Genomic DNA, 22,734 nt, shown 5'->3' with positions numbered 1-22,734 from the left:
TATGAAAAAATTGCTTTTAATCTCTATAATTTTCATTTTAAACAGCTGTGCATTTGTACCCAGTACTACTGTAAAAGACGACTCTTTTACGAGGCAGAATGCCGATGACCAGGAAAGAGATTTTAACTTACAAGTTAAGACAATAGGCTTTTCAGAAAAAAACAACAATAAAGAAGTCGAAATTGAATATGAGTTAAAGAATAATTCAAAATTGAATGTTTTCGACAAGAAACTCAAGACTTACAAATTGTTTTTTATTCTCAAAATGAAAGACGGTCGGGAAATAGCAAAAGAGAAGACAATATGGTCGATTATTCCTCCTAATACCGCAATAATTGAAAAAGAGAAAGTTTACATCTCAGATTATACCGTTGCAACCTGTACAACACGACTTTACATAAATTACAAATAATAAAAAGACAACAAGTCTGAAGATTATTCCCACAATACATGATGATTCTCAAATAAAGCGTATCCAGATCAAAATTGATGCAAAATAAATAGCGAAAACCCTGTGAATCAATAATTTTTACAAAAAATTAACAGCTTATTGTCTTTTGTATGAATTTATATCTTACATTTGCTTCATTATAAATTATTATTACAATTACAATGCGTACAGGTACAGTAAAATTTTTCAATGAATCTAAAGGTTATGGATTCATTACAGACGAAGAAACAGGAAAAGATATCTTCGTTCACGCTTCAGGAATTAACGCGGAAGAATTACGCGAAGGTGACCGTGTAAGCTACGAAGAAGAAGAAGGAAGAAAAGGGAAAGTTGCTGCTAAAGTAGCAGTAATCTAAGAAAAATATAGCAATTTATTTTTTTTGCCTCTGAATGGTTTAAAAACGTTTCGATTTATTTCGAAACGTTTTTTTTTTGCTCAAATCTTAAAAAAAACATAAAATAGCTTACTGTTATTTATAATCAATAAAAATTACCCGCAAACACCCTTGAACAGCACACTTAAATCATTTTTTAGTTTGTGATTTACAGAGTTGAAAGTTATCTTTGTGACTTATTCTTTAAGTAAAAAACCTAAGATTATGCAATCTGATCAATACAATTACATTCCTATTTTAATGCAGGCTATTTTAGCAGTTGGTTTTGTGGTAGGAACTATTATTATTTCTGGAAAATTAGGACCAAAAAGAACCTCTGAGGTTAAAGATAAAAACTTCGAATGCGGTATCGAATCTGTTGGTAATGCCCGTGTTCCTTTTTCAGTAAAATACTTCTTAGTTGCTATTTTATTTGTATTGTTTGATGTAGAGGTAATATTCCTTTATCCTTGGGCTGTAAACTTCAAAGATCTTGGCATAGAAGGAATGCTAAAGATGATCGTATTTATGTCACTTCTTTTAGTTGGCTTTTTCTACATCATCAAGAAAAAAGCATTAGAGTGGGAATAAAATGATTTTAGATTTTAGATTGGTGATTTTAGAATTACAATTTAAGATTTAATCTTCCCGAATTAATATACTGATTTAAAAAATTGATTTTACCTTTTAAGATTATCCAAATCTAAAATCTAAAATCAGAAATCTAAAATAAAAATGAGCGATTCAAAAGTAAATATGGTAGCCCCTCCTGAAGGTGTTGTTGGCGAAGGTTTTTTCGCTACAAAACTAAATGATGTTGTGGGTATGGCACGTGCGAATTCTCTTTGGCCATTGCCTTTTGCAACTTCTTGTTGCGGAATTGAGTTTATGGCAACAATGGCTTCACACTACGATTTAGCACGTTTTGGATCTGAGCGTGTGAGTTTTTCTCCTCGTCAGGCAGATATGTTATTAGTAATGGGAACTATTTCTAAAAAAATGGCCCCTATTTTAAGACAAGTTTACGAACAAATGGCAGAACCTCGCTGGGTAATTGCCGTTGGAGCTTGTGCTTCATCAGGTGGAATTTTTGACACCTATTCAGTTTTACAAGGAATTGACAAAGTAATCCCTGTTGACGTTTACGTACCAGGATGCCCGCCAAGACCAGAACAAATTGTTGATGGAGTTATGAAACTTCAAGAATTGGTAAGAAGCGAATCTGTTAGACGCAGAAGCTCACCAGAATACCAAGAATTATTAGCTTCATATAATATTTCATAAGATGGCTTTAGAAAATACCCTGATACAAAATAAACTTACAGAAACATTTGACACAAGTGTTTTTAACTTTCACGAAGAGAGAGATGTTTTTTCACTGGAAACTTCTGCTGACAAGATCACAGCTTTAATTCTTTTTTTGAAAAACGATTCTGATCTGCGTTTTCACTTTTTAACCGATTTATGCGGTGTTCACTATCCAGACAACGAAACAGATCGTCAGTATGCCATAGTTTACCATATGCACAATTGGTACGAAAACAAACGTATTAGAATAAAAGTGTTCCTAAACGGAGAAAAACCGGAAATAAAAACCATTTCAAATATTTTCTTAAGTTCAAACTGGATGGAAAGAGAAACATACGATTTCTTTGGGATTGACTTTATTGGACATCCGCAATTAAAACGTATCCTGAATATGGATGAGATGATATCGTTCCCAATGCGTAAAGAATTCCCAATGGAAGACAGCGGAAGAACTGATAAGGATGACAGATTCTTTGGAAGAACAACAACAAATTGCTAAAAAATAAATAATTCAACATTATAAAATGTCAGAACTATTATTACCACCAGAGCATCGCTATGCTAAAATAGTTAAGGATAAACTAAACGAAGACGGAAGCGAGCTTTCAGTATTGAATTTAGGTCCAACACACCCGGCCACTCACGGTATTTTTCAAAACATCCTGTTAATGGATGGTGAGAGAATTCTTGAAGCTGAACCAACCATTGGTTACATACACAGAGCTTTCGAGAAAATTGCCGAAAATCGTCCTTTTTACCAGATCACACCTCTTACAGACCGTATGAACTATTGCTCCTCTCCTATTAACAATATGGGATGGTGGATGACTTTAGAGAAACTATTAAATATCGAAGTTCCTAAAAGAGCGCAGTATTTAAGAGTTATCGTAATGGAGTTGGCACGTATTACAGATCACTTGATTTGTAATTCTATTCTTGGTGTTGATACAGGTGCTTACACTGGTTTCTTGTATGTATTTCAATTTAGAGAAAAAGTTTACGAAATCTACGAAGAAATTTGTGGTGCTCGTCTAACAACAAATATGGGAAGAATTGGTGGTTTCGAAAGAGATTGGTCACCAGAAGCATTCCGCAAACTAGATGTATTTTTAAGAGATTTTCCTGTCGCTTGGCAAGAATTTGAAAACTTATTCGAAAGAAACAGAATTTTCCTTGACAGAACTGTAGACGTAGGTGCAATCTCAGCAGAGCAAGCAATGGCTTACGGATTTACAGGTCCAAATTTACGTGCTGCAGGAGTTGATTACGACGTACGTGTAGCGCATCCTTATTCATCATACGAAGATTTCGACTTTATTGTTCCTGTTGGAAAATCAGGTGATACTTACGATCGTTTTTGCGTTCGTAATGCAGAAGTTCGCGAAAGTTTAAGCATTATTCGTCAGGCTTTAGATAAAATGCCTGCCGGAAATGAATATCATGCAGAAGTTCCGGATTATTACCTTCCTCCAAAAGAAGACGTTTACACTTCTATGGAATCATTAATTTATCACTTTAAAATTGTTATGGGAGAAGTTCCCGTTCCAGTTGCAGAAATTTATCATGCTGTTGAAGGCGGAAACGGAGAATTAGGATTCTATTTAGTTACTGACGGAAGCAGAACTCCATATAGATTACATTTCAGAAGACCTTGTTTTATTTATTACCAGGCATATCCGGAAATGATCAAAGGCTCTTTATTATCTGATGCAATTGTTATTCTATCAAGTTTAAATGTTATTGCAGGAGAATTAGACGCATAAAAAAATGCAGATTTTAGAATGTCGATTGAAGATTGAAAAATTTAAAATCAGAAATCTAAAATAAACAAAGGATTGCAGAATGTAGGCTATAGATGGCAGATTGAAAAATCTAAAATCAGAAATCTAAAATCTAAAATTAAGAATGGAAAGAAAACATTACAAACAAGAAATAAACATGACAGAAGCATTGATGAACCGCATCAATGAATTGATCAGTCATTATCCTGAAGACAAAAGAAAATCAGCCCTATTGCCTGTTTTGCACGAAGTACAAGATGCGCATGATAACTGGTTAAGTATCGAGTTGCAGGATAAAGTTGCCGAAATTTTGCATATAAAACCAATTGAGGTTTATGAAGTGGTTACTTTTTATACCATGTACAACCAAAAACCAATTGGAAAATACATGTTTGAATTTTGCCAGACTTCTTGTTGTTGTTTAAATGGTGCTGAAAATTTAATGGATTATACTTCTGAAAAATTAGGCATTAAAATGGGCGAAACAACTCCGGACGGAATGTTTACCATTGCCGGTGTAGAATGTTTAGGGGCATGCGGATACGCTCCGATGTTGCAATTAGGCGATTTCTACAAAGAAAAATTGACAGAAGAAAAAATCGATCAGTTAATCGCTGATTGTAGAGATGATAAAATAATATTACACGATAAATAAGATGTCAAAGAAAATATTATTAGACAAAATCAATGTTCCAGGAATCAAAACCTACGAAGTATACCGCCAAAATGGAGGTTATGCATCTGTAGAAAAAGCTTTGAAAACGCTTACGCCGGACGAAGTTGTTGAAGAAGTAAAAAAATCAGGTCTTCGTGGTCGTGGTGGCGCAGGTTTCCCGGCAGGAATGAAATGGAGTTTTATTGATAAAAAATCAGGAAAACCAAGACATTTAGTTTGCAACGCTGACGAATCTGAACCAGGAACTTTCAAAGATCGTTATTTGATGGAATATATTCCTCACTTATTGATCGAAGGAATGATTACTTCAAGTTTTGCCTTAGGCGCTAACCTATCATACATCTACATTCGTGGAGAATATATGTGGGTTTTCAAAATATTAGAAAGAGCAATCGCCGAAGCTAAAGCTGCCGGTTGGTTAGGAAAAAATATATTAGGTACAGGTTACGATTTAGAATTGTATGTTCACTGTGGAGCTGGTGCTTATATCTGCGGAGAAGAAACTGCACTTATAGAATCATTAGAAGGTAAAAGAGGAAACCCTCGTATTAAACCGCCATTCCCGGCTGTTTCAGGACTTTGGGCAAACCCAACCGTAGTAAACAATGTTGAAACTATTGCCACTGTGCCATGGATTATCAATAACTCTGGTGATGATTATGCGAAAATAGGTATTGGCCGTTCAACTGGAACTAAATTAATCTCTGCTTCAGGACACATAAAAAATCCGGGCGTATACGAAATTGAATTAGGATTAAGTGTTGACGAATTCATGAATTCTGATGAGTATTTAGGAGGAATGTCTTCGAGCAGACCTTTGAAAGCATTTGTTCCGGGAGGATCTTCAGTACCAATTTTACCGGCTGAATTAATTTTCAAGACAGCAAATGGCGAAGACAGATTAATGTCTTACGAATCTTTAAGTGATGGTGGTTTTGCTACCGGATCTATGTTAGGTTCAGGAGGATTTATTGTTTACAACGATACAGCATGTGTCGTGAGAAACACCTGGAATTTCTCTCGTTTCTATCACCATGAATCTTGCGGACAATGTACACCTTGTCGTGAAGGAACCGGTTGGTTAGAAAAAATATTATGGAGAATCGAAAACGGTCAGGGCCGTGAGGAAGATATCGAATTATTGTGGAGCATTCAAAGTAAAATTGAAGGAAATACAATTTGCCCGCTTGGCGATGCAGCAGCATGGCCAGTAGCAGCAGCGATACGCCATTTTAGAGATGAGTTTGAATACCACGTTCGTTTCCCTGAAAAAATAAAAAACAGAGATCACTTTGTTGCCGAGCCTTTTTCGCAAGTAAAACATTTGGTAGGCGGTAAAGTAATCGCATAAATACAGTTTTCAAAGTATAGAAAACTAAAAACATTAAGATTAAAGTATTCAAATAACTTGAAACTTTAAACCTGAAACAAAATTTGATTATGAAAGTAACCATAGACGGTCAAAGTATAGACGTAGAGCCAGGAACAACGATCCTGCAGGCTGCACGTATGATTGGAGGAGATTTGGTTCCGCCAGCCATGTGCTATTACTCAAAATTAAAAGGCAGTGGCGGTAAATGTCGTTGTTGTTTAGTTGAAGTTGCAAAAGGAAGTGAAGCTGACCCTAGACCAATGCCAAAATTGATGGCATCTTGTGTAACAGGATGTATGGACGGAATGGAAGTGAACAGCAAATCATCTGCTCGTGTAACCGAAGCCCGTAAATCTGTAACGGAATTTTTATTGATCAACCACCCGTTAGATTGCCCTATTTGTGATCAGGCAGGTGAATGTGATTTACAAAACTTAAGTTTCGAACACGGAAATCCTAAGTCACGTTTTATTGAAGAAAAAAGAACATTCGAACCAGAAGATATTGGTCCGCATATTCAACTACATATGAACCGTTGTATTTTATGCCAAAGATGTGTACAAGTTGCAGATCAATTGACAGACAACAGAGTTCACGGAGTATTAGATCGTGGTGATCACGCTAATATTTCAACCGGAATTTCAAAAGCTATTGACAATGAGTTTTCCGGAAATATGATCGACGTTTGTCCTGTAGGAGCATTGACGGACAAAACTTTCCGATTTAAATCGAGAGTTTGGTTCAACAAACCTTTCAATGCACACAGAGAATGTACAACTCCGGGATGTTGTGGAAAAACAACTGTATGGATGTTTGGAGGAGAAATCCAACGTGTAACAGGTCGTAAAGACGAGTATCATGAAGTAGAAGAATTCATTTGCAACAGCTGTCGTTTTGACCACAAAAATGTAAATGACTGGGTTATTGAAGGTCCAAGAGAATTTGAAAAAGATTCTGTTATTAACCAAAATAACTACACTCAGAAACTGGAAAAAGTAGAAATCGATACAGAGAAAAATATCCTTTTAGGAAGAGATATCGACCGTAAAAAAATTAGTATGGCTGAAATTCCATTAACCCCTAACAACCAAAATTCTTAGCCATGGTAGATGGAACATTTATTATAGAAAAAAGTGTTGTGATTATTGTGGTTTTTGCCATAACAATGATAATGGCGATGTATTCTACCTGGGCTGAACGTAAAGTTGCTGCCTATCTTCAGGATCGTGTAGGGCCTAACCGTGCCGGATGGGGTGGTTTATTACAACCTCTTGCTGATGGTATGAAATTATTCTCGAAAGAAGAGTTTTTCCCAAATACACCTAACAAATTTTTATTTGTTGTAGGACCGGCAATTGCCATGAGTACAGCTTTAATGACGAGCGCAGTAATTCCTTGGGGAGATAAATTACATATTTTTGGACGTGATGTTTATTTGCAGGCAACCGATATTAATATTGGAATATTATACATTTTTGGAGTACTTTCAGTAGGAGTTTATGGTATCATGATTGGTGGATGGGCTTCGAACAATAAATTCTCCTTGATGGGAGCAATTCGTGCTGCCTCACAAATGGTTTCATACGAAGTTGCCATGGGATTATCAATCATTGCTTTATTGATGATGACCGGAACTTTAAGCTTAAAAGTTATTTCTGAACAACAATCAGAATGGCACTGGAATGTTTTATACCAGCCACTATCTTTTCTGATTTTCTTAATTTGTTCATTTGCTGAAACAAACAGAACTCCTTTTGACCTTGCAGAATGTGAAAACGAATTAATTGGTGGTTACCATACAGAATATTCATCAATGAAAATGGGATTCTATTTATTTGCTGAATACGCGAGTATGTTTATCTCTGCTACAATTATCTCTGTATTATTCTTTGGAGGATACAATTATCCGGGAATGAGCTGGATGGTAGAAAACGCGGGAGTAAACCCGGCAAACCTTTTAGGAATTGCAGTATTGTTTGTTAAAATATGTTTCTTCATATTTTTCTATATGTGGGTACGTTGGACAATTCCAAGATTTAGATATGACCAATTAATGAATTTAGGCTGGAAAATTTTGATTCCCCTTTCTATCATTAATATCATGATTACAGGAATTGTTATATTAAGACATGATATCGCAGTTTATTTAGGATTTTAATAAACGAGAGCCCAACCCTGTTGCGATAGTTATCGGGAAGCTTCAAATTAAAAATAAAATAGATTTTCGATTTGATTACCATCAAATTACGAATCATAAATCATACATTAAAAAATGTCAATAGAAACTATATCATTATCGGGTAGAAAAAAGATGGTCTCAAACAAAGAGATGACTTTTTTAGAGCGAATGTATCTTGTGGCGATTGTGAAAGGATTGTTAATTACGTTTAAACATTTATTCAGAAAAAAAGTGACAATTCACTATCCTGAACAAGTGCGTGAGATGAGCCCTGTTTATCGTGGTCAGCACCAATTGAAACGTGATGAGCAAGGTCGTGAAAATTGTACGGCTTGCGGATTATGTGCTTTATCATGTCCAGCTGAAGCGATCACAATGAAAGCCGCTGAACGTAAAGCAGATGAAAAGCATTTGTACAGAGAAGAGAAATACGCTTCGATCTACGAAATCAATATGTTACGTTGCATTTTTTGTGGTTTATGTGAAGAAGCATGTCCAAAAGATGCCATCTATCTAACAACTTCAAAAGTGTTGGTTCCTTCTAGCTACGAAAGAGAAGATTTCATTTTTGGAAAAGACAGATTAGTGATGCCTCTTGATGTGGCAATCAAAAATGCTCAACTTAATAATGCTAATTAAATGATACATATTCCTGATTTTGCACACGCAACAACTGTACAAGTAATATTTTGTTTCTTAGCTTTTATTACAGTAATTACCGCTTTCCTGACCATTTTTAGCAGAAACCCAATTCATAGTGCTATTTATTTAGTAATTTGTTTTTTCTCAATTGCCGGTCATTATTTATTATTAAATGCTCAATTCTTAGCTATTGTACACATTATAGTCTATTCCGGAGCAATTATGATTTTGTTCCTGTTTACGATCATGTTAATGAACCTGAACGAACAACGTGAAGTACACCGACCTAGAATTACGCGTTTAGGAGCAATTGTTTCTTTCTGTTTGATTTGTGTTGTATTGATTGCAATTTTCATCAACTCTAAACCAATTGTTGGCGAATACGATTCAACAGGCGAAGATTTTCAGTCAATTCAAGTACTTGGTAAAATATTATTAAACGAATATATGGTTCCGTTCGAATTCGCATCCATCTTACTATTGGTAGCGATGATTGGAAGTGTACTATTGTCTAAAAAAGAAAAATTAAATAAATAATGGGTAATATATTAAATCAAATAGGTATTGAAAACTACATCTTTTTGAGTGTTGTACTTTTCTGTATTGGTATTTTTGGTGTATTGTACAGACGAAATGCTATTATCGTTTTCATGTCTATCGAAATCATGTTGAATGCTGTTAACCTTTTATTTGTTGCTTTTTCGACTTATCATCAAGATGCACAAGGACAAGTTTTTGTATTCTTTTCGATGGCGGTTGCTGCAGCCGAAGTTGCAGTTGGATTGGCTATTTTAGTTTCGATCTTTAGAAATTTAGGTTCGATTAGTATCGATAATTTAAAAAATTTAAAAGGATAAATAAAAATGGATACCAATTTAGCTTTACTTTTAGTTTTATCTCCTTTTTTAGGATTTTTAATCAATGTTTTCTTTGGCAAAAGCTTAGGAAAAACTGCTTCAGGAATTATTGGAACTGCTGCTGTAGTCGTTTCTTTTGCTGTTACGCTTTTCTTTTTCAATCAAATCAGCCAAACAAAACAAGCTTTTCAGGTGACTTTATTTGACTGGATTCAAATCAGTAACATAAAAATTAATCTTGGATTTTTATTAGATCAATTATCATTGCTTTGGTTACTTTTCGTAACCGGTATTGGATCATTGATTCACTTATACTCTATCAGTTACATGCATGACGATGAGAATATGCACAAATTTTTTGCGTATTTGAATCTGTTCGTATTTTTTATGATTACGCTTGTAGTTGGAAGTAACTTATTAGTTTTATTTATTGGTTGGGAAGGTGTTGGACTTTGCTCCTACTTATTAATTGGATTCTGGCATAAAAACCAGGATTACAATGATGCAGCGAAAAAAGCTTTTATTATGAACAGAATTGGAGATTTAGGTCTTTTGATCGGAATGTTCATTATTGGCTCAATGTTCTCTACTTTAGATTATGCAACTTTAAAAACTGCTATCGCAGGAGCAACAAACTTAAATGTACCGTTGCTTTCATTAGCTGCATTATGTTTGTTTATTGGTGCTTGTGGTAAATCAGCACAGATTCCATTATATACCTGGTTACCTGATGCGATGGCTGGACCAACTCCGGTTTCTGCATTGATTCACGCTGCGACAATGGTTACTGCTGGTATCTTTATGGTAACAAGATTGAATTTTGTATTTGATTTAGCTCCGGAAGTAAAAACTATAATTGCTGTTATTGGAGCGATCACTTCGTTAGTAGCTGCAACAATTGGTTTAGTACAGACAGATATCAAAAAAGTATTGGCTTACTCTACTGTTTCTCAATTAGGATTAATGTTTTTAGCATTAGGACTTGGTGCTTATGAAGTTGCCGTTTTTCACGTAATTACTCACGCTTTCTTCAAAGCTTGTTTGTTCTTAGGTTCAGGATCTGTAATTCACGGTTTGCACGGAGAACAAGATATGCGTAAAATGGGTGGTTTGCGTAAAGCAATGCCAATCACTTTCTGGACAATGATGATTTCATCATTAGCCATTTCAGGGATTCCGTTTTTCTCAGGATTTTTCTCTAAAGATGAAATCTTATTAACGGCTTTCGAACACAGTAAAACACTTTATATTATTGGTTCTGTTGCCTCAATCATGACAGCTTTTTATATGTTTAGATTAATGTTTCTTACTTTCTTTAAAGATTTTAGAGGAACAGAAGAACAAAAACATCATTTACATGAAAGCAACGGATTAATTACTTTCCCTCTTATCGTTTTGGCAATCCTTGCTACTTTTGGCGGACTAATCAGCTTACCTGGAAACAGCTGGTTAAATGAGTATTTAGCTCCACTTTTCACAAAAGTCGCTGGCGAAGAACATCATTTAGGCACAACAGAATATACTCTAATGGGAGTTGCTGTTTTGGGTGGATTACTAGGTATCTTAATTGCTTACGTTAAATATTTCAAACAAGACAATGTTCCTGAAGCAGATGAAAATATTACTGGCTTAACTAAAGTTTTATACAACAAATATTATGTAGACGAAATTTACGATGCCGTATTTGTTCGCTCTATTAACGGGCTATCAAGATTTTTCAGGGATTATATTGAGACCAGTTTATCTGCTCTTGTTTTTGGATTAGGAAAAGTAACCAATGAACTCGCTTTTCAAGGTAAAAAATTACAAAACGGAAGTATCGGATTATACCTTTTTGCTTTTGTTTTGGGGCTTTGCGCCATTGTTTCCTATATATTTTTAGCTAAATAATTTTACAACTATGAACGTTTCTCTTATATTAATTATTCTTTTAATTGGTGCATTTGCCACTTATTTTGCTGGTGACAAACTAGCATCAAAAGTAGCTTTGTTCTTTAGTTTGGCGGCTTTAGGTTGTTCAATTGTATTGCTAAACCATTTTTATGCAAACGAAAACATCAGTTTAATAAAAGCCTGGATTACGAAACCTAATATTTCATTTGCTTTAAATGCTGATGGATTAGGAATGGCAATGGTTTTATTAACTGCAGCTTTGACACCCATCATTATATTTTCTTCTTTCGGGAACGATTATAAAAATGCAAAAGGTTTTTATGCTCTGATTTTATTTATGGCTTTTGCTATGACAGGAACTTTCCTTGCGGCAGATGGTCTTTTATATTATATTTTCTGGGAATTAGCACTTATTCCTATTTACTTTATTGCTCTTATTTGGGGGAATGGCGATGCAGAAGAACGCAGAAAAGCGGTGGTTAAATTCTTTATTTATACACTTGCAGGTTCGTTATTCATGTTAGTAGCTTTCATCTACTTATACCAAAAAGCAGGTACTTTCTTAATCGAAGATTTATACAAACTAAATTTATCTGCTAGTGAACAACTTTGGATATTCTTAGCTTTCTTTTTAGCGTATGCTATTAAAATCCCAATTATTCCTTTCCACACATGGCAGGCAAATGTGTACCAAAAAGCACCAACTGTTGGAACTATGCTTTTATCTGGTATCATGCTAAAAATGGGATTGTACAGTGTTATTCGTTGGCAATTGCCAATTGCACCATTAGCAGCAAAAGAGTACATGGATATCTTCATTGCTTTAGGAGTTGCCGGTGTAATTTACGGATCGATTGTAGCTTTAAGACAAAAGGATTTAAAGAAATTATTAGCTTATTCTTCATTAGCTCACGTTGGATTAATTGCTGCAGGAACTTACACACTTACTATTGATGGTTTGCGTGGAGCTGTTTTGCAAATGATCGCTCACGGTTTTGTTGTAGTAGGATTATTTTTTGCTGCCGAAGTTATTTTTAGAAGATTCGAAACAAGAGAAATTGGTGAATTGGGCGGTATCCGTACACAATCTCCAAAATTTACTTCTATGTTTTTAATTTTGGTATTGGCTTCAGTAGCTTTACCGGGAACTTTTAACTTTGTTGGAGAATTTACAGTTTTGTATAGTCTTTCTCAAATCAATATTTGGTTTGCTGTCTTAGGCGGAACAACTATTATTTTAGGAGCTTATTATATGCTTAAAATGTTTCAAAATGTAATGTTAGGAGAAACAAATTCTAAAACTTTTGCAGATGTTTCTGTAAATGAAGGAATTTCATTCGTAGCAATTATTGCAGTTTTAATATTCTTCGGATTTTATCCAAAACCAATTACAGATTTGATTACACCAAGTTTAGAAACTATTCTAAACGTTATCAATAAAAATTAACGATTTCAGAAAGAAGATTAACGATTTTTGATTTCAGATTTTGTCTGACACTTAAAAAGTTAAATTTATTACTGAAAGGAAAATTAAATATATTTTAAATAAAAATAAATTAGGGCATCATTAGTTTGAGATTTCCTAAATCAAAAAAACAAAAATGAATACATTAATAGCTATAACAGGATTGGGTGTTTTTTGCCTATTGTTTGAAATTCTTAATTTAAGAAAGGCCATAGTTCCTATTACCATTATTGGTTTATTAGGTGTCTTGGCAATCAACTATTACGAATTTGGATCAACAGCAAGTTACCATGATAATATGATCACAGTGAGCAAGTTCTCTACTGCGTTTTCATCATTGTTTATTGTTCTTACTATATTCTTAGTAGCGTTAAGCCATAATTTTTACGAAAATCATCCAACCAAAATCTCAGATTTTGTCGCTATAAAAGTTTTTTTACTAGCTGGAGCCGTAGCCATGGTTACTTTTGGAAACTTAGCAATGTTTTTCTTAGGAATAGAAATTTTATCAATCGCACTTTACATCCTGGCAGCAAGTGATCGTTTGAATCTAAAAAGTAACGAAGCCGGTATGAAATACTTTTTGATGGGATCTTTCGCATCAGGAATTATTTTATTTGGAATTTGTTTGATTTACGGAGCAATGGGAACTTTTGATGTTGCAGAAATTCACGAAAGTTCTTTATCTGCCGAATTGCCAATCTGGTTTCCTATTGGAATGATTTTAATGATTATTGGTATGTTATTTAAAGTAGCTGCAGTTCCGTTTCATTTCTGGGCACCGGATGTTTACGAAGGATCTCCTGCTTTGACAACTGCATTAATGAGTACTTTGGCTAAAGTTGTAGCAATTGCAACACTTTACAAATTAATTGCTGCATTAAATTTTATTCCTTCTCTGGACAATCAGGACTTATTAGGAACTTTTGAAAACATCGTGGTAATTATTTCGATTGCTTCTATGACTGTCGGAAACATAATGGCACTACGTCAGGTAAATGTAAAACGTATGTTGGCATTCTCAGGAATTTCGCATGCCGGTTTTATGTTGATGACTTTGTTAACTGTTTCAACTTCGGCAGGTGTATTGTTATATTATACTACTGCTTATGCATTAGCAGGAATTGCTGCTTTTAGTGTTGTATTATACGTTTGCAAAAATCAGGATAACGAAGACATTACTAATTTTCATGGTTTAGGAAAAACAAATCCTTTATTAGCCGCAATCCTTACCGGTTCATTGTTATCTATGGCCGGTATTCCGATTTTCTCCGGATTTTTTGCTAAATTATTCTTATTCAATCAAACTATACAGGCAGGATATATTGCTTTGGTAATTGTTGCTGTGATCAACTCTATTATTAGTGTTGGATATTATTTCAAATTGATCTTAGCTATGTATTCTAAAGAGCCAAATCAAGAACGCACCGGAAAACCTTTCCTTATTTATGCAGTTGCTGTAATCTCAATTACATTAAATATTATTTTAGGTCTATTCCCATCTTTAGTTTTAGATTTATTAAACTAAAATAATTTTATATTTCATATAGAAGCCATCAATTGTTATTGATGGCTTTTTTATTGGAATCAATTGTTAAAAATTCTATAGTATTAAGGGCACATCGAAAAATATCAATTATATTTGAATTTTTAAAACCAATCATATTATGAATTCTAAAAATCCATTTTTAAGCAACAAACGTTTTTCATCAAATGCTGTTTCAAAAGCTGAAGGAGCACATCAGGGTCAAATTATTGATTACAATCAGGAAATGACTTTATCTGGTACTATGAATAAAACAGCTATTTTGTTTTTAATCTTATGCGGATCTGCAATGATTACGTGGTGGATGGCATTTAACGGGATGAATGCAATGTTACCAACAATTGGAGGTGCTATTGTTGGATTTATCTTAGTTATAATTGCTGCATTCAAACCACATCTTTCTCCATACCTTGCTCCGGGCTATGCCTTATTCGAAGGGTTATTTATTGGTGGAATTTCTGCAATATTTGAAGCTATGTATCCTGGAATTGTAGTTAATGCTGTTAGCGCAACATTAGTAACATTTCTAGTATGTCTGGGTTTATATAAATTCAAAATTGTAAAAGTTACAGAACAATTTAAATCAGTAGTAATTGCTGCAACATTAGCAATAGCAACTTATTACTTAATTTCCTGGATAGCTTCTTTGATATTTAACTTTACTCCTGTTCATTACGGAAATGGAATGATGAGTATAGGAATCAGTGTTTTTGTAATTATCATTGCTGCCTTAAATCTATTTTTAGACTTCGATTTAATCGAAAAAGGTGTACAGGAAAAAATGCCAAAATTCATGGAATGGTATGGTGCAATGGGACTTATGATTACACTAGTTTGGTTATACGTTGAGTTTTTACGTTTACTTTCTAAATTAAATAGTAAAAACTAATTACTTCTTAAATAATTACAAAGCCCTTTTGAAAAATCGAGGGCACTGAAAAACATCCCTTATTTTTGATCAGGTTTATTTTTTAGACAATAAAAAACGCTTATAACAGGATTTAAAAATATCCGTTATAAGCGTTTTTCGCTTTATAACTGTTTTTTATTTGCGGTTACATGAGTCTGTTTTTGACTTATAGAGAGGTGTTTTGAGTAATCATGTTTTGGGTTGTAATTTCTTATATCAATTTCAGTATTCTTTTTAAATTGACCGTAAAAATAGCCATTGCACCTTGCATTTGCATACTATCTATCCCATAAGATGTTGCTCTGTCATACCCATGTACATTTTTTAGTTCACTGTTTTTGGCTTCTATTTTGTATCGGTGTTTTGCTTTGTCTTTGTAGAAGTCGGTTTCCTGAAAGGCAATTTGTTTTTGATGTAAATTAGATTTTACTGTTACAGAATATGTTTTTGTCTTTGATCCGTCTTTGTAACATCCTTCTTTTAATGGACAAGACTTACATTTTTCGACATCAAAATAATGGGTTTCTGCTTGATTTTTTCCGACATTTTTTTTGCCCTGTTTGGCTTTTCGTATAGCTATATGCCCTGCAGGACAAACAAATCTATCGGCATCTTTATTGTAATCAAATTTATCTTCCTCTTTTCTAGCTCCTTGCGCTATTGTAATATTTAGTTTGGCTACCACTTTAATATTTTGATCGCTCGCTTGCTTGATATTTTCTGTTCCTGTATAAGCTCCATCGCCAATAATAGTGTTTACATCAATTCCATTTTTTTGACTAATCTCTAAAAGTTTCGGTAATTGCGGACCATCTCCTTTTTCTCCTGAAGTTACTACAGCTGCTGTAATGATACGCTCTTCTGTCATCGCTAAATGAGTCTTGTATCCAAAGAAAGAGCTATCAGCAGATTTATGACCTGTTTTAGCATCTGTATCTTTTGATAAAATAAAATTTTCCTGAGTATCTTCTATCGTTTCTTTAAGAAGATTTAGCTTTTCTTTCACAGCTGGTATAGAACTCAAAGATTCTTCTTTTTCTATGCGCTGTTCCAGTTCTTTGCAATAGGCTAATTCTTTTTCTAATACATTGGTGTCATTTTTCTTGGGCATATGCTCTTTGAATTGGTCATCAAATAAATAGACCGTTTTTCGTAGCAGTTTAGATCGCTCTCTCAATACATCAATTGCTGAAAATGGATTGGATCTCGATAAAGTATGTGTGGCATCAACTATAATAGATCTGGACTTAATGATTCCTTTTTCAACAGCTATAGATACTGTTTTGCCAATGAGTAAATTTAATAAGTCGGTATCCTTTAGACGCAATTTTCTAAACTTTGTCAAGGAGCTTGGATTTATGACGCCTTCCTCCGGAGCCATTTCTAAGAAATATTTAAAAGACATATCAAAACGCGAACGCTCTACTACATCAACATCAGAAACGTCATAGATTGTTTTTAGAAGCAAATACTTAAACATGCGCACTGGGCTCTCTGCTGTGCGACCGTTATTGGAACAGTATTTATCAAATAACTCATCGTAGATAAATGAAAATCTATTAGTTCGTTGATTTTCCTTAGCAGATTATCCTTTGGAACGATTAAATCATATAATGAAGAATAGGGACTAAACTGAATTTGTTGCTGTTGAATTAACATCTAAAAAGCCTTATGATTACACCCAAAAGATACAAAAAAAAAGAGTAGAAAACTTTTAGCTTCTACTCCTTATAATTAACAATTATTCCTGAAAAGGACTTTTTCAGTGCCCTCGAAAAATCAAAAGGTTTTTTTTTATGGTCATTTATTTCCTAAACTTTATACCGTTTGAAATAAAAATCAATTATCAACGTCTTTTTCTAAACAACCCCTACTTCTATTTTCCATTTATTTATTTCTCTAAATAGTCAATCTATTCATAAAAATTTTCTTCTTTTTTTAGTATGCATAATGGACATTTTTTTTACCAAAAAGTAAATTATGAATACAAACGTTATAAATCGATTACTAAAAAAGTGGCTTTTTTCTTTCTTTAATAATTTAGTAATTAAAATTGGTATAAATCACAAATTTGATCTCATTATGAAAGAATTTAATTCTTCTCTGCTTTACAAAATACAACAAAAATAATACTTGGCGCATTCTAAACCCATTATGTAATAAATTGCATTTAGTGTAATTTATTACATAATAACCATTTTATATGACCAAAAATTACTATTTAAATTTTTAATAGCGAATTTTATTACATATTTAAGAAATTAAACTTATTTTTATGCAATCGATTACAAATTAACCAATTGATTTCGATATACAAAAAACCACAAAAAAAACTTTATTAACTAAAAAAACCACAATTATGAAAAAAAACCTACTTATTATGACTTGTGTGCTTCTTTGTTCGCAAATATGGGCACAACAAGTAACAATTAATGAAGCATCAGGATGGCTAGAATCAGCCATTGTAAAATGGCAACCTGTTAGCAACGCACAATCGTACAATGTTTATTACACGGGAAATGGTTTGGTTGACAAAAAAATAGACGACCAACTTATCAGAAGCTACGGTTCTTATTACAGAGCTGATGTTCCGGGTCTTAAAGCTGGAACCTATACCATCAAAGTAAAACCTGTTATCTCAGGAACCGAAGGGTCGGGATCTGCCACAAGTAACTTAACGGTTTTACCCCAGGATCGTAATGGGTTTGCTTTTGATGGCGGCAGAGTTCCTGGTGGTTATAATGCAGATGGAACCCCAAAAACTGGTGCTGTAATTCTCTACATTACACCAAATACCAAGAACACAATATCGATGGACATAACAGGTGCAAGTTCTAATCCGTGTATTGGTTTGCAAAATATTCTTTATGCCATAAAAAAAGGAAAAGATACCCGTCCGTTTATCATACGCCTAATCGGGAATATTACCGATATGACCGTAATGGAAGGTGGAGATATCGTCATTGAAAACTCTAATAATGCCTCTAGCTATATTACTATTGAAGGAGTTGGAACAGATGCTGTTGCTAATGGATGGGGAGTACGCCTTAAATCGGCTTCGAACATTGAAGTAAGCAATCTTGGGTTTATGAATTGCAATAGTACTGCCGGAGATAATGTTGGAATGCAACAGGACAATGATCATATTTGGGTACATAACTGTGATTTGTTCTATGGAAATGCCGGCAGCGATGCCGATCAGATAAAAGGAGATGGTGCACTGGATAATAAATCATCGACTTATATCACATTATCGTACAACCATTTTTGGGATAATGGCAAAGCAAGTCTTTTGGGATTGAGCGAAGGAACAACAACCGGTTTATATATTACGTATCATCACAACTGGTTTGATCATTCAGATTCGCGCCATCCTCGTGTTCGTTATTATTCTGCACATGTTTACAATAATTATTATGATGGTGTTGCAAAATATGGCGCAGGATCAACGATGGGATCTTCTCTTTTTGTAGAAGGAAATTATTTCCGCAACAGCAAAAACCCAATGATGACTTCTTTACAAGGAACTGATATTTGGGATCAAACTAACCAGGTAAACAATCCCGGAACAATGGGAACTTTTTCAGGTGAAGCAGGAGGAACTATAAAAGCTTTCAATAATACTTTTGATGCCGATATTGCGACAAACAGCATGCGTTTTGTAGCCTATGGCGATACAAATCCTTTATACAATATTTCAGGAAAGATTAGCTCTACAACAGATTTTGATGCTTATGTAGCAACTTCAAGAGCCGAGGTTGTGAGCAGTAATGTTAAATCTAAATCCGGAGCAAACACCTATAATAACTTCGACACCAACGCTGCCTTATATGTAAAAAATTTAGTGATAGACCAGCCTGCTGTTGCCAAAACAAAAACAACTCAATATGCAGGACGTGTTTCCGGAGGAGATTTAAAATGGACATTTGATAATAGTATTGACGATAAGTCTTCTCTTGTTATTGCAGCATTAAAATCTACACTTACGAATTATACCGGAACATTAGTTGCTGTTCAGGGTGAAGGCACTCCGCCAGCAAGCAGTCAAACACTTAACTCTACTTCAAACAACAGTCAGACAGTAGCAAGCGGAACTGCAATAAGCTCAATCATTTTTACTTGGGGAGGCAGTGCTACAGATGCAACAGTAACAGGATTACCTGCATCAGGAATTAGTTTTGTAAAAAATACTTCGGCAAAAACGATCACAATTACGGGAACTCCAACTGCTATAGTATCTTATTCTGTTGCTACAATAGGAACCGGAACAGCAGCTACAGGATCAGGTACAATTACAGTTGCAACAAATAATCCTGGTACAGATCAGAATCATAATTTTACAACTTCCGGAAAAACGAGTACATTTTATAGTATTACGGGAAGCATGAATTCTTCTGCCGGATCTGTAACGTATGCAGGATTAACTTTAACCGAACGTTTAAAAATCGAATCAAGTACATCAATTACCTATACAACGACAGCTGCTTCGACATTGACTTTAGTATTTGATTCTAATTTTACAGGAACAGTTAAGGTAGACAATGTTTCCTACACCGCTACTGCAGGAATAGTTACAGCTTCAATTGCTTCTGGCTCGCACACCATTACCAAAGGATCTGTTGCCAATTTGTTTTATATAAGTACAAAATATGGTAGCAATACATCGAGAATGGCCCAATCTGCACAAGCAGCCCAGAGCGAAGAAGTAACTGAAACGCAAAAAACAGTTCTATATCCAAATCCTGTGACTAATACTTTATACTTATCAAATTCAATACAAAAAGTAGAACAGATTTTAGTCTATAATATCTCGGGGATATTAGTTAAGAGTACAGGAAAAGATATAGAAAGTATCGACCTCACTCAACTGATTCCTGGTACTTATCTAGTAAAAGTAAATACTAGTAACGGTTCATTTAACCAAACAATTTTAAAGAAATAAACTCCTGTCTAAAGCAAAAGGCTTCCAAAAAAACTGGAAGCCTTTTTATATCAAAATTTAAAATCAAATTTTACAAATCAAATTTGATCCCTTGTGCCAAAGGCAAACTAGTCGTATAGTTGATTGTATTGGTCTGACGGCGCATATAAATTTTCCAGGCATCAGATCCTGATTCACGTCCTCCGCCGGTGTCCTTTTCGCCACCAAAAGCACCACCAATTTCAGCTCCTGAAGTTCCGATGTTTACGTTTGCAATTCCACAATCAGAACCTGTAACAGATAAAAATCTTTCGGCTTCACGCAAATTATTTGTCATAATAGCTGATGATAATCCTTGTCCTACTCCATTTTGAATTTCGATAGCATTATCAACATCGCCAGAATATTTAATTAAGTATAAAACCGGAGCAAATGTTTCGTGCTGTACAATAGCAAATGAGTTTTGAGCTTCAGCTATTGCTGGTTTTACATAGCAGCCACTTTCGTAACCTTCACCGGAAAGCACTGCACCTTCCACAAGAATTTTACCGCCTTCGGCAACTACTTTGTTCAATGCAACAGCGTACATTTCGACAGCATGCGTATCAATTAGCGGTCCAACGTGATTGTTTTCATCAAGCGGATTTCCAATTCTTAATTGCTTATAAGCCGCTACTAAAGCGTCTTTTACTTTATCATAAATACTTTCGTGAATGATTAAACGACGTGTAGATGTACAACGTTGTCCAGCAGTTCCTACTGCTCCAAAAACAGCGCCAATGACGGTCATTTTAATATCAGCATCCGGAGTAACGATAATAGCATTATTCCCTCCAAGTTCTAATAATGATTTTCCTAAACGTCCCGCAACAGCCTGTGCAACGATTTTTCCCATTCGGGTTGAACCTGTAGCAGAAATTAACGGAATACGGGTATCAGCTGTCATCAATTCTCCTATTTGATAATCTCCATTAATCAAACAAGAAATTCCTTCTGGCAAATTATTTTCTTTAATAACCTGTGCGATAATATTTTGACAAGCAATTCCGCAAAGAGGTGTTTTTTCAGAAGGTTTCCAAACGCAAACGTCTCCCGAAATCCACGCTAAAGCAGTATTCCAGGACCAAACTGCCACCGGGAAATTGAATGCCGAAATAATCCCTACCACTCCCAAAGAATGATATTGTTCGTACATACGGTGTCCGGGTCTTTCAGAATGCATAGTTAATCCGTGCAATTGACGCGATAAACCAACTGCAAAATCACAGATATCAATCATTTCCTGAACTTCACCATAACCTTCCTGCAAGGATTTCCCCATTTCGTAAGAAACCAACTTACCAAGAGCTTCCTTGTTCTCACGTAACTTTTGCCCAAACTGACGAACAATTTCTCCACGTTGTGGGGCAGGAATCAAACGGAAAGTTTTGAAAGCTTCTGTTGCTGCCAGCATTACTTTTTCGTAATCCTGAGGTGTTGACATTTTTACCGAAGCAATTAATTTTCCGTCAACCGGAGAAAAACTATCTAAAACTTCTCCTGTAGAAAAGTTTTCAATTCCTGTTGATGTTCCTTCATTGATCAATTTAATGCCCAATTTTTCCAGAGCCTCATTCATTCCAAATTGCGATGCTATTGTTGTCATTGTAACTTTTTTAGTTAAAATTGTTATATTTATATGTAAAGATATTGTTTCAAATTGAATTAAGCCACAAATTATAATAATGAATCTTACATCAATTCATTCGTTTTTTTCTTCTGATTAGTAAAATCAAAATTATTATGAGAAAAAGAACAACTACAACTGATAACGTATAGATTATTAAAATCTTTCTTTTTAAACTTTCTTCGAAAGAATTTTTAACTAAATCTATTTGATATTCAATATTATTTTGAAACTTAATAATTCTTATTTCGCCACGGTTTTTTATATAACTCTGATGCAATTCATTTAAAATAAGTAACTCGCTTTTTGCTACATTCTCTACTAAATCTGTTCTTGAACAAAGAGAGCAACTGAGCACTTTGTCATCTCCTTTAGTATAAATTAAATATTCATGTCCAGTACTAAAAACAAAATCACAAGCCGCAGTATCTACATACAATATTGTTCTATACTCTCTATTTGGATAAACGTCTTCTTTAAATGTCTTCTTTATTTTAACTGTAAATGAATACACCTTTTCTCCATAAGTACCATAAAGTAAACTATCTACTTTAACTACTTTGCCAATAAAAACCTGATTGGCAATTTTCCAGTTTTTTTCAATCGAAGGTTTCTCAGCACAATCACAACAATAAGCGTTTGAAGTAATTAAACCCAATAGTAAGATCAAAAAGAACTGCTTCATATTTATAT

20 protein-coding genes and 1 pseudogene are annotated in these 22,734 nt (G+C 34.4%); 18 read left to right on the top strand and 3 right to left on the bottom strand.

Annotated features, from left to right (window positions below; genetic code table 11):
- Nucleotide 1 precedes the first annotated feature (1 nt).
- From QLQ94_RS06245 to QLQ94_RS06165, 17 genes are all read left to right on the top strand, one after another.
- On the top strand, nt 2-412 hold the full coding sequence (locus tag QLQ94_RS06245) for a hypothetical protein (RefSeq protein WP_482499338.1): 411 nt from the start codon (nt 2-4) through the stop codon (nt 410-412).
- Between the two features lie 200 nt (nt 413-612).
- Nucleotides 613-807 (top strand): cold-shock protein, encoded by a 195-nt coding sequence (locus tag QLQ94_RS06240; protein WP_007137066.1) that lies wholly within the window; start codon nt 613-615, stop codon nt 805-807.
- Nucleotides 808-1,050: 243 nt separating this feature from the next.
- Entirely contained in the window at nt 1,051-1,416 is a 366-nt protein-coding gene (locus tag QLQ94_RS06235) for an NADH-quinone oxidoreductase subunit A (RefSeq protein WP_427402827.1), read from the top strand.
- A gap of 144 nt (nt 1,417-1,560) precedes the next feature.
- Nucleotides 1,561-2,109, top strand: a complete 549-nt coding sequence (locus QLQ94_RS06230; protein ID WP_072955467.1) for an NADH-quinone oxidoreductase subunit B — start codon at nt 1,561-1,563, stop codon at nt 2,107-2,109.
- Between the two features lies 1 nt (nt 2,110).
- On the top strand, nt 2,111-2,632 hold the full coding sequence (locus QLQ94_RS06225) for an NADH-quinone oxidoreductase subunit C (RefSeq protein ID WP_427402826.1): 522 nt from the start codon (nt 2,111-2,113) through the stop codon (nt 2,630-2,632).
- A 25-nt stretch (nt 2,633-2,657) separates the two neighbouring features.
- The gene (locus QLQ94_RS06220) at nt 2,658-3,896 is read left to right on the top strand and encodes an NADH-quinone oxidoreductase subunit D (RefSeq protein ID WP_072955473.1); all 1,239 of its coding nucleotides are present in this window, start codon (nt 2,658-2,660) and stop codon (nt 3,894-3,896) included.
- A gap of 142 nt (nt 3,897-4,038) precedes the next feature.
- Nucleotides 4,039-4,569 carry a complex I 24 kDa subunit family protein gene (locus QLQ94_RS06215; RefSeq protein WP_072955476.1) on the top strand — a complete coding sequence of 177 codons (531 nt, stop codon included), beginning with the start codon at nt 4,039-4,041 and terminating at the stop codon, nt 4,567-4,569.
- A gap of 1 nt (nt 4,570) precedes the next feature.
- Nucleotides 4,571-5,941, top strand: a complete 1,371-nt coding sequence (gene nuoF, locus QLQ94_RS06210; protein WP_482499337.1) for an NADH-quinone oxidoreductase subunit NuoF — start codon at nt 4,571-4,573, stop codon at nt 5,939-5,941.
- 89 nt (nt 5,942-6,030) lie between these two features.
- A complete protein-coding gene (locus QLQ94_RS06205; protein WP_271337497.1) occupies nt 6,031-7,062 on the top strand; it encodes an NADH-quinone oxidoreductase subunit G in 1,032 nt (343 codons plus the stop codon).
- A 2-nt stretch (nt 7,063-7,064) separates the two neighbouring features.
- On the top strand, nt 7,065-8,120 hold the full coding sequence (nuoH, locus tag QLQ94_RS06200) for an NADH-quinone oxidoreductase subunit NuoH (RefSeq protein WP_271337496.1): 1,056 nt from the start codon (nt 7,065-7,067) through the stop codon (nt 8,118-8,120).
- Between the two features lie 114 nt (nt 8,121-8,234).
- Nucleotides 8,235-8,780, top strand: a complete 546-nt coding sequence (locus QLQ94_RS06195) for a NuoI/complex I 23 kDa subunit family protein (RefSeq protein ID WP_271337495.1) — start codon at nt 8,235-8,237, stop codon at nt 8,778-8,780.
- On the top strand, nt 8,781-9,320 hold the full coding sequence (locus QLQ94_RS06190; RefSeq protein ID WP_072955492.1) for an NADH-quinone oxidoreductase subunit J family protein: 540 nt from the start codon (nt 8,781-8,783) through the stop codon (nt 9,318-9,320). It begins immediately after the preceding gene.
- Nucleotides 9,320-9,640, top strand: coding sequence for an NADH-quinone oxidoreductase subunit NuoK (gene nuoK, locus QLQ94_RS06185; protein ID WP_017494599.1), 321 nt, complete (start codon nt 9,320-9,322; stop codon nt 9,638-9,640). The genes QLQ94_RS06190 and nuoK overlap by 1 nt, the downstream gene beginning before the upstream one ends.
- 6 nt (nt 9,641-9,646) lie before the next feature.
- The gene (gene nuoL, locus QLQ94_RS06180) at nt 9,647-11,530 is read left to right on the top strand and encodes an NADH-quinone oxidoreductase subunit L (RefSeq protein ID WP_482499334.1); all 1,884 of its coding nucleotides are present in this window, start codon (nt 9,647-9,649) and stop codon (nt 11,528-11,530) included.
- 10 nt (nt 11,531-11,540) lie between these two features.
- Nucleotides 11,541-12,980 (top strand): complex I subunit 4 family protein, encoded by a 1,440-nt coding sequence (locus QLQ94_RS06175; RefSeq protein ID WP_271337491.1) that lies wholly within the window; start codon nt 11,541-11,543, stop codon nt 12,978-12,980.
- Nucleotides 12,981-13,134: 154 nt separating this feature from the next.
- Nucleotides 13,135-14,526, top strand: coding sequence for an NADH-quinone oxidoreductase subunit N (locus QLQ94_RS06170; RefSeq protein ID WP_271337490.1), 1,392 nt, complete (start codon nt 13,135-13,137; stop codon nt 14,524-14,526).
- A gap of 139 nt (nt 14,527-14,665) precedes the next feature.
- Nucleotides 14,666-15,433: a Bax inhibitor-1/YccA family protein gene (locus QLQ94_RS06165; protein WP_271337489.1), complete on the top strand. Its 768-nt coding sequence runs from the start codon at nt 14,666-14,668 to the stop codon at nt 15,431-15,433.
- A gap of 232 nt (nt 15,434-15,665) precedes the next feature.
- Here the strand turns inward: QLQ94_RS06165 and QLQ94_RS06160 are convergent.
- Nucleotides 15,666-17,113 (bottom strand): annotated as a pseudogene (locus QLQ94_RS06160) (IS1182 family transposase).
- Nucleotides 17,114-17,813: 700 nt separating this feature from the next.
- Here QLQ94_RS06160 and QLQ94_RS06155 point away from each other — a divergent pair.
- Nucleotides 17,814-20,396, top strand: coding sequence for a pectate lyase family protein (locus tag QLQ94_RS06155; RefSeq protein ID WP_482499333.1), 2,583 nt, complete (start codon nt 17,814-17,816; stop codon nt 20,394-20,396).
- A 70-nt stretch (nt 20,397-20,466) separates the two neighbouring features.
- On the opposite strand, the gene amaB is transcribed toward QLQ94_RS06155, so the two are convergent.
- Together amaB and QLQ94_RS06145 are read right to left on the bottom strand one after the other, a co-directional pair.
- Nucleotides 20,467-22,020: an L-piperidine-6-carboxylate dehydrogenase gene (gene amaB, locus QLQ94_RS06150; protein ID WP_482499332.1), complete on the bottom strand. Its 1,554-nt coding sequence runs from the start codon at nt 22,018-22,020 to the stop codon at nt 20,467-20,469.
- A gap of 91 nt (nt 22,021-22,111) precedes the next feature.
- Nucleotides 22,112-22,726, bottom strand: a complete 615-nt coding sequence (locus tag QLQ94_RS06145) for a hypothetical protein (protein ID WP_482499331.1) — start codon at nt 22,724-22,726, stop codon at nt 22,112-22,114.
- Nucleotides 22,727-22,734: the final 8 nt, after the last annotated feature.

The organism is Flavobacterium sp. B114r (genome assembly GCF_056824125.1).
This window is presented reverse-complemented; position numbering and strand designations above follow the sequence as displayed.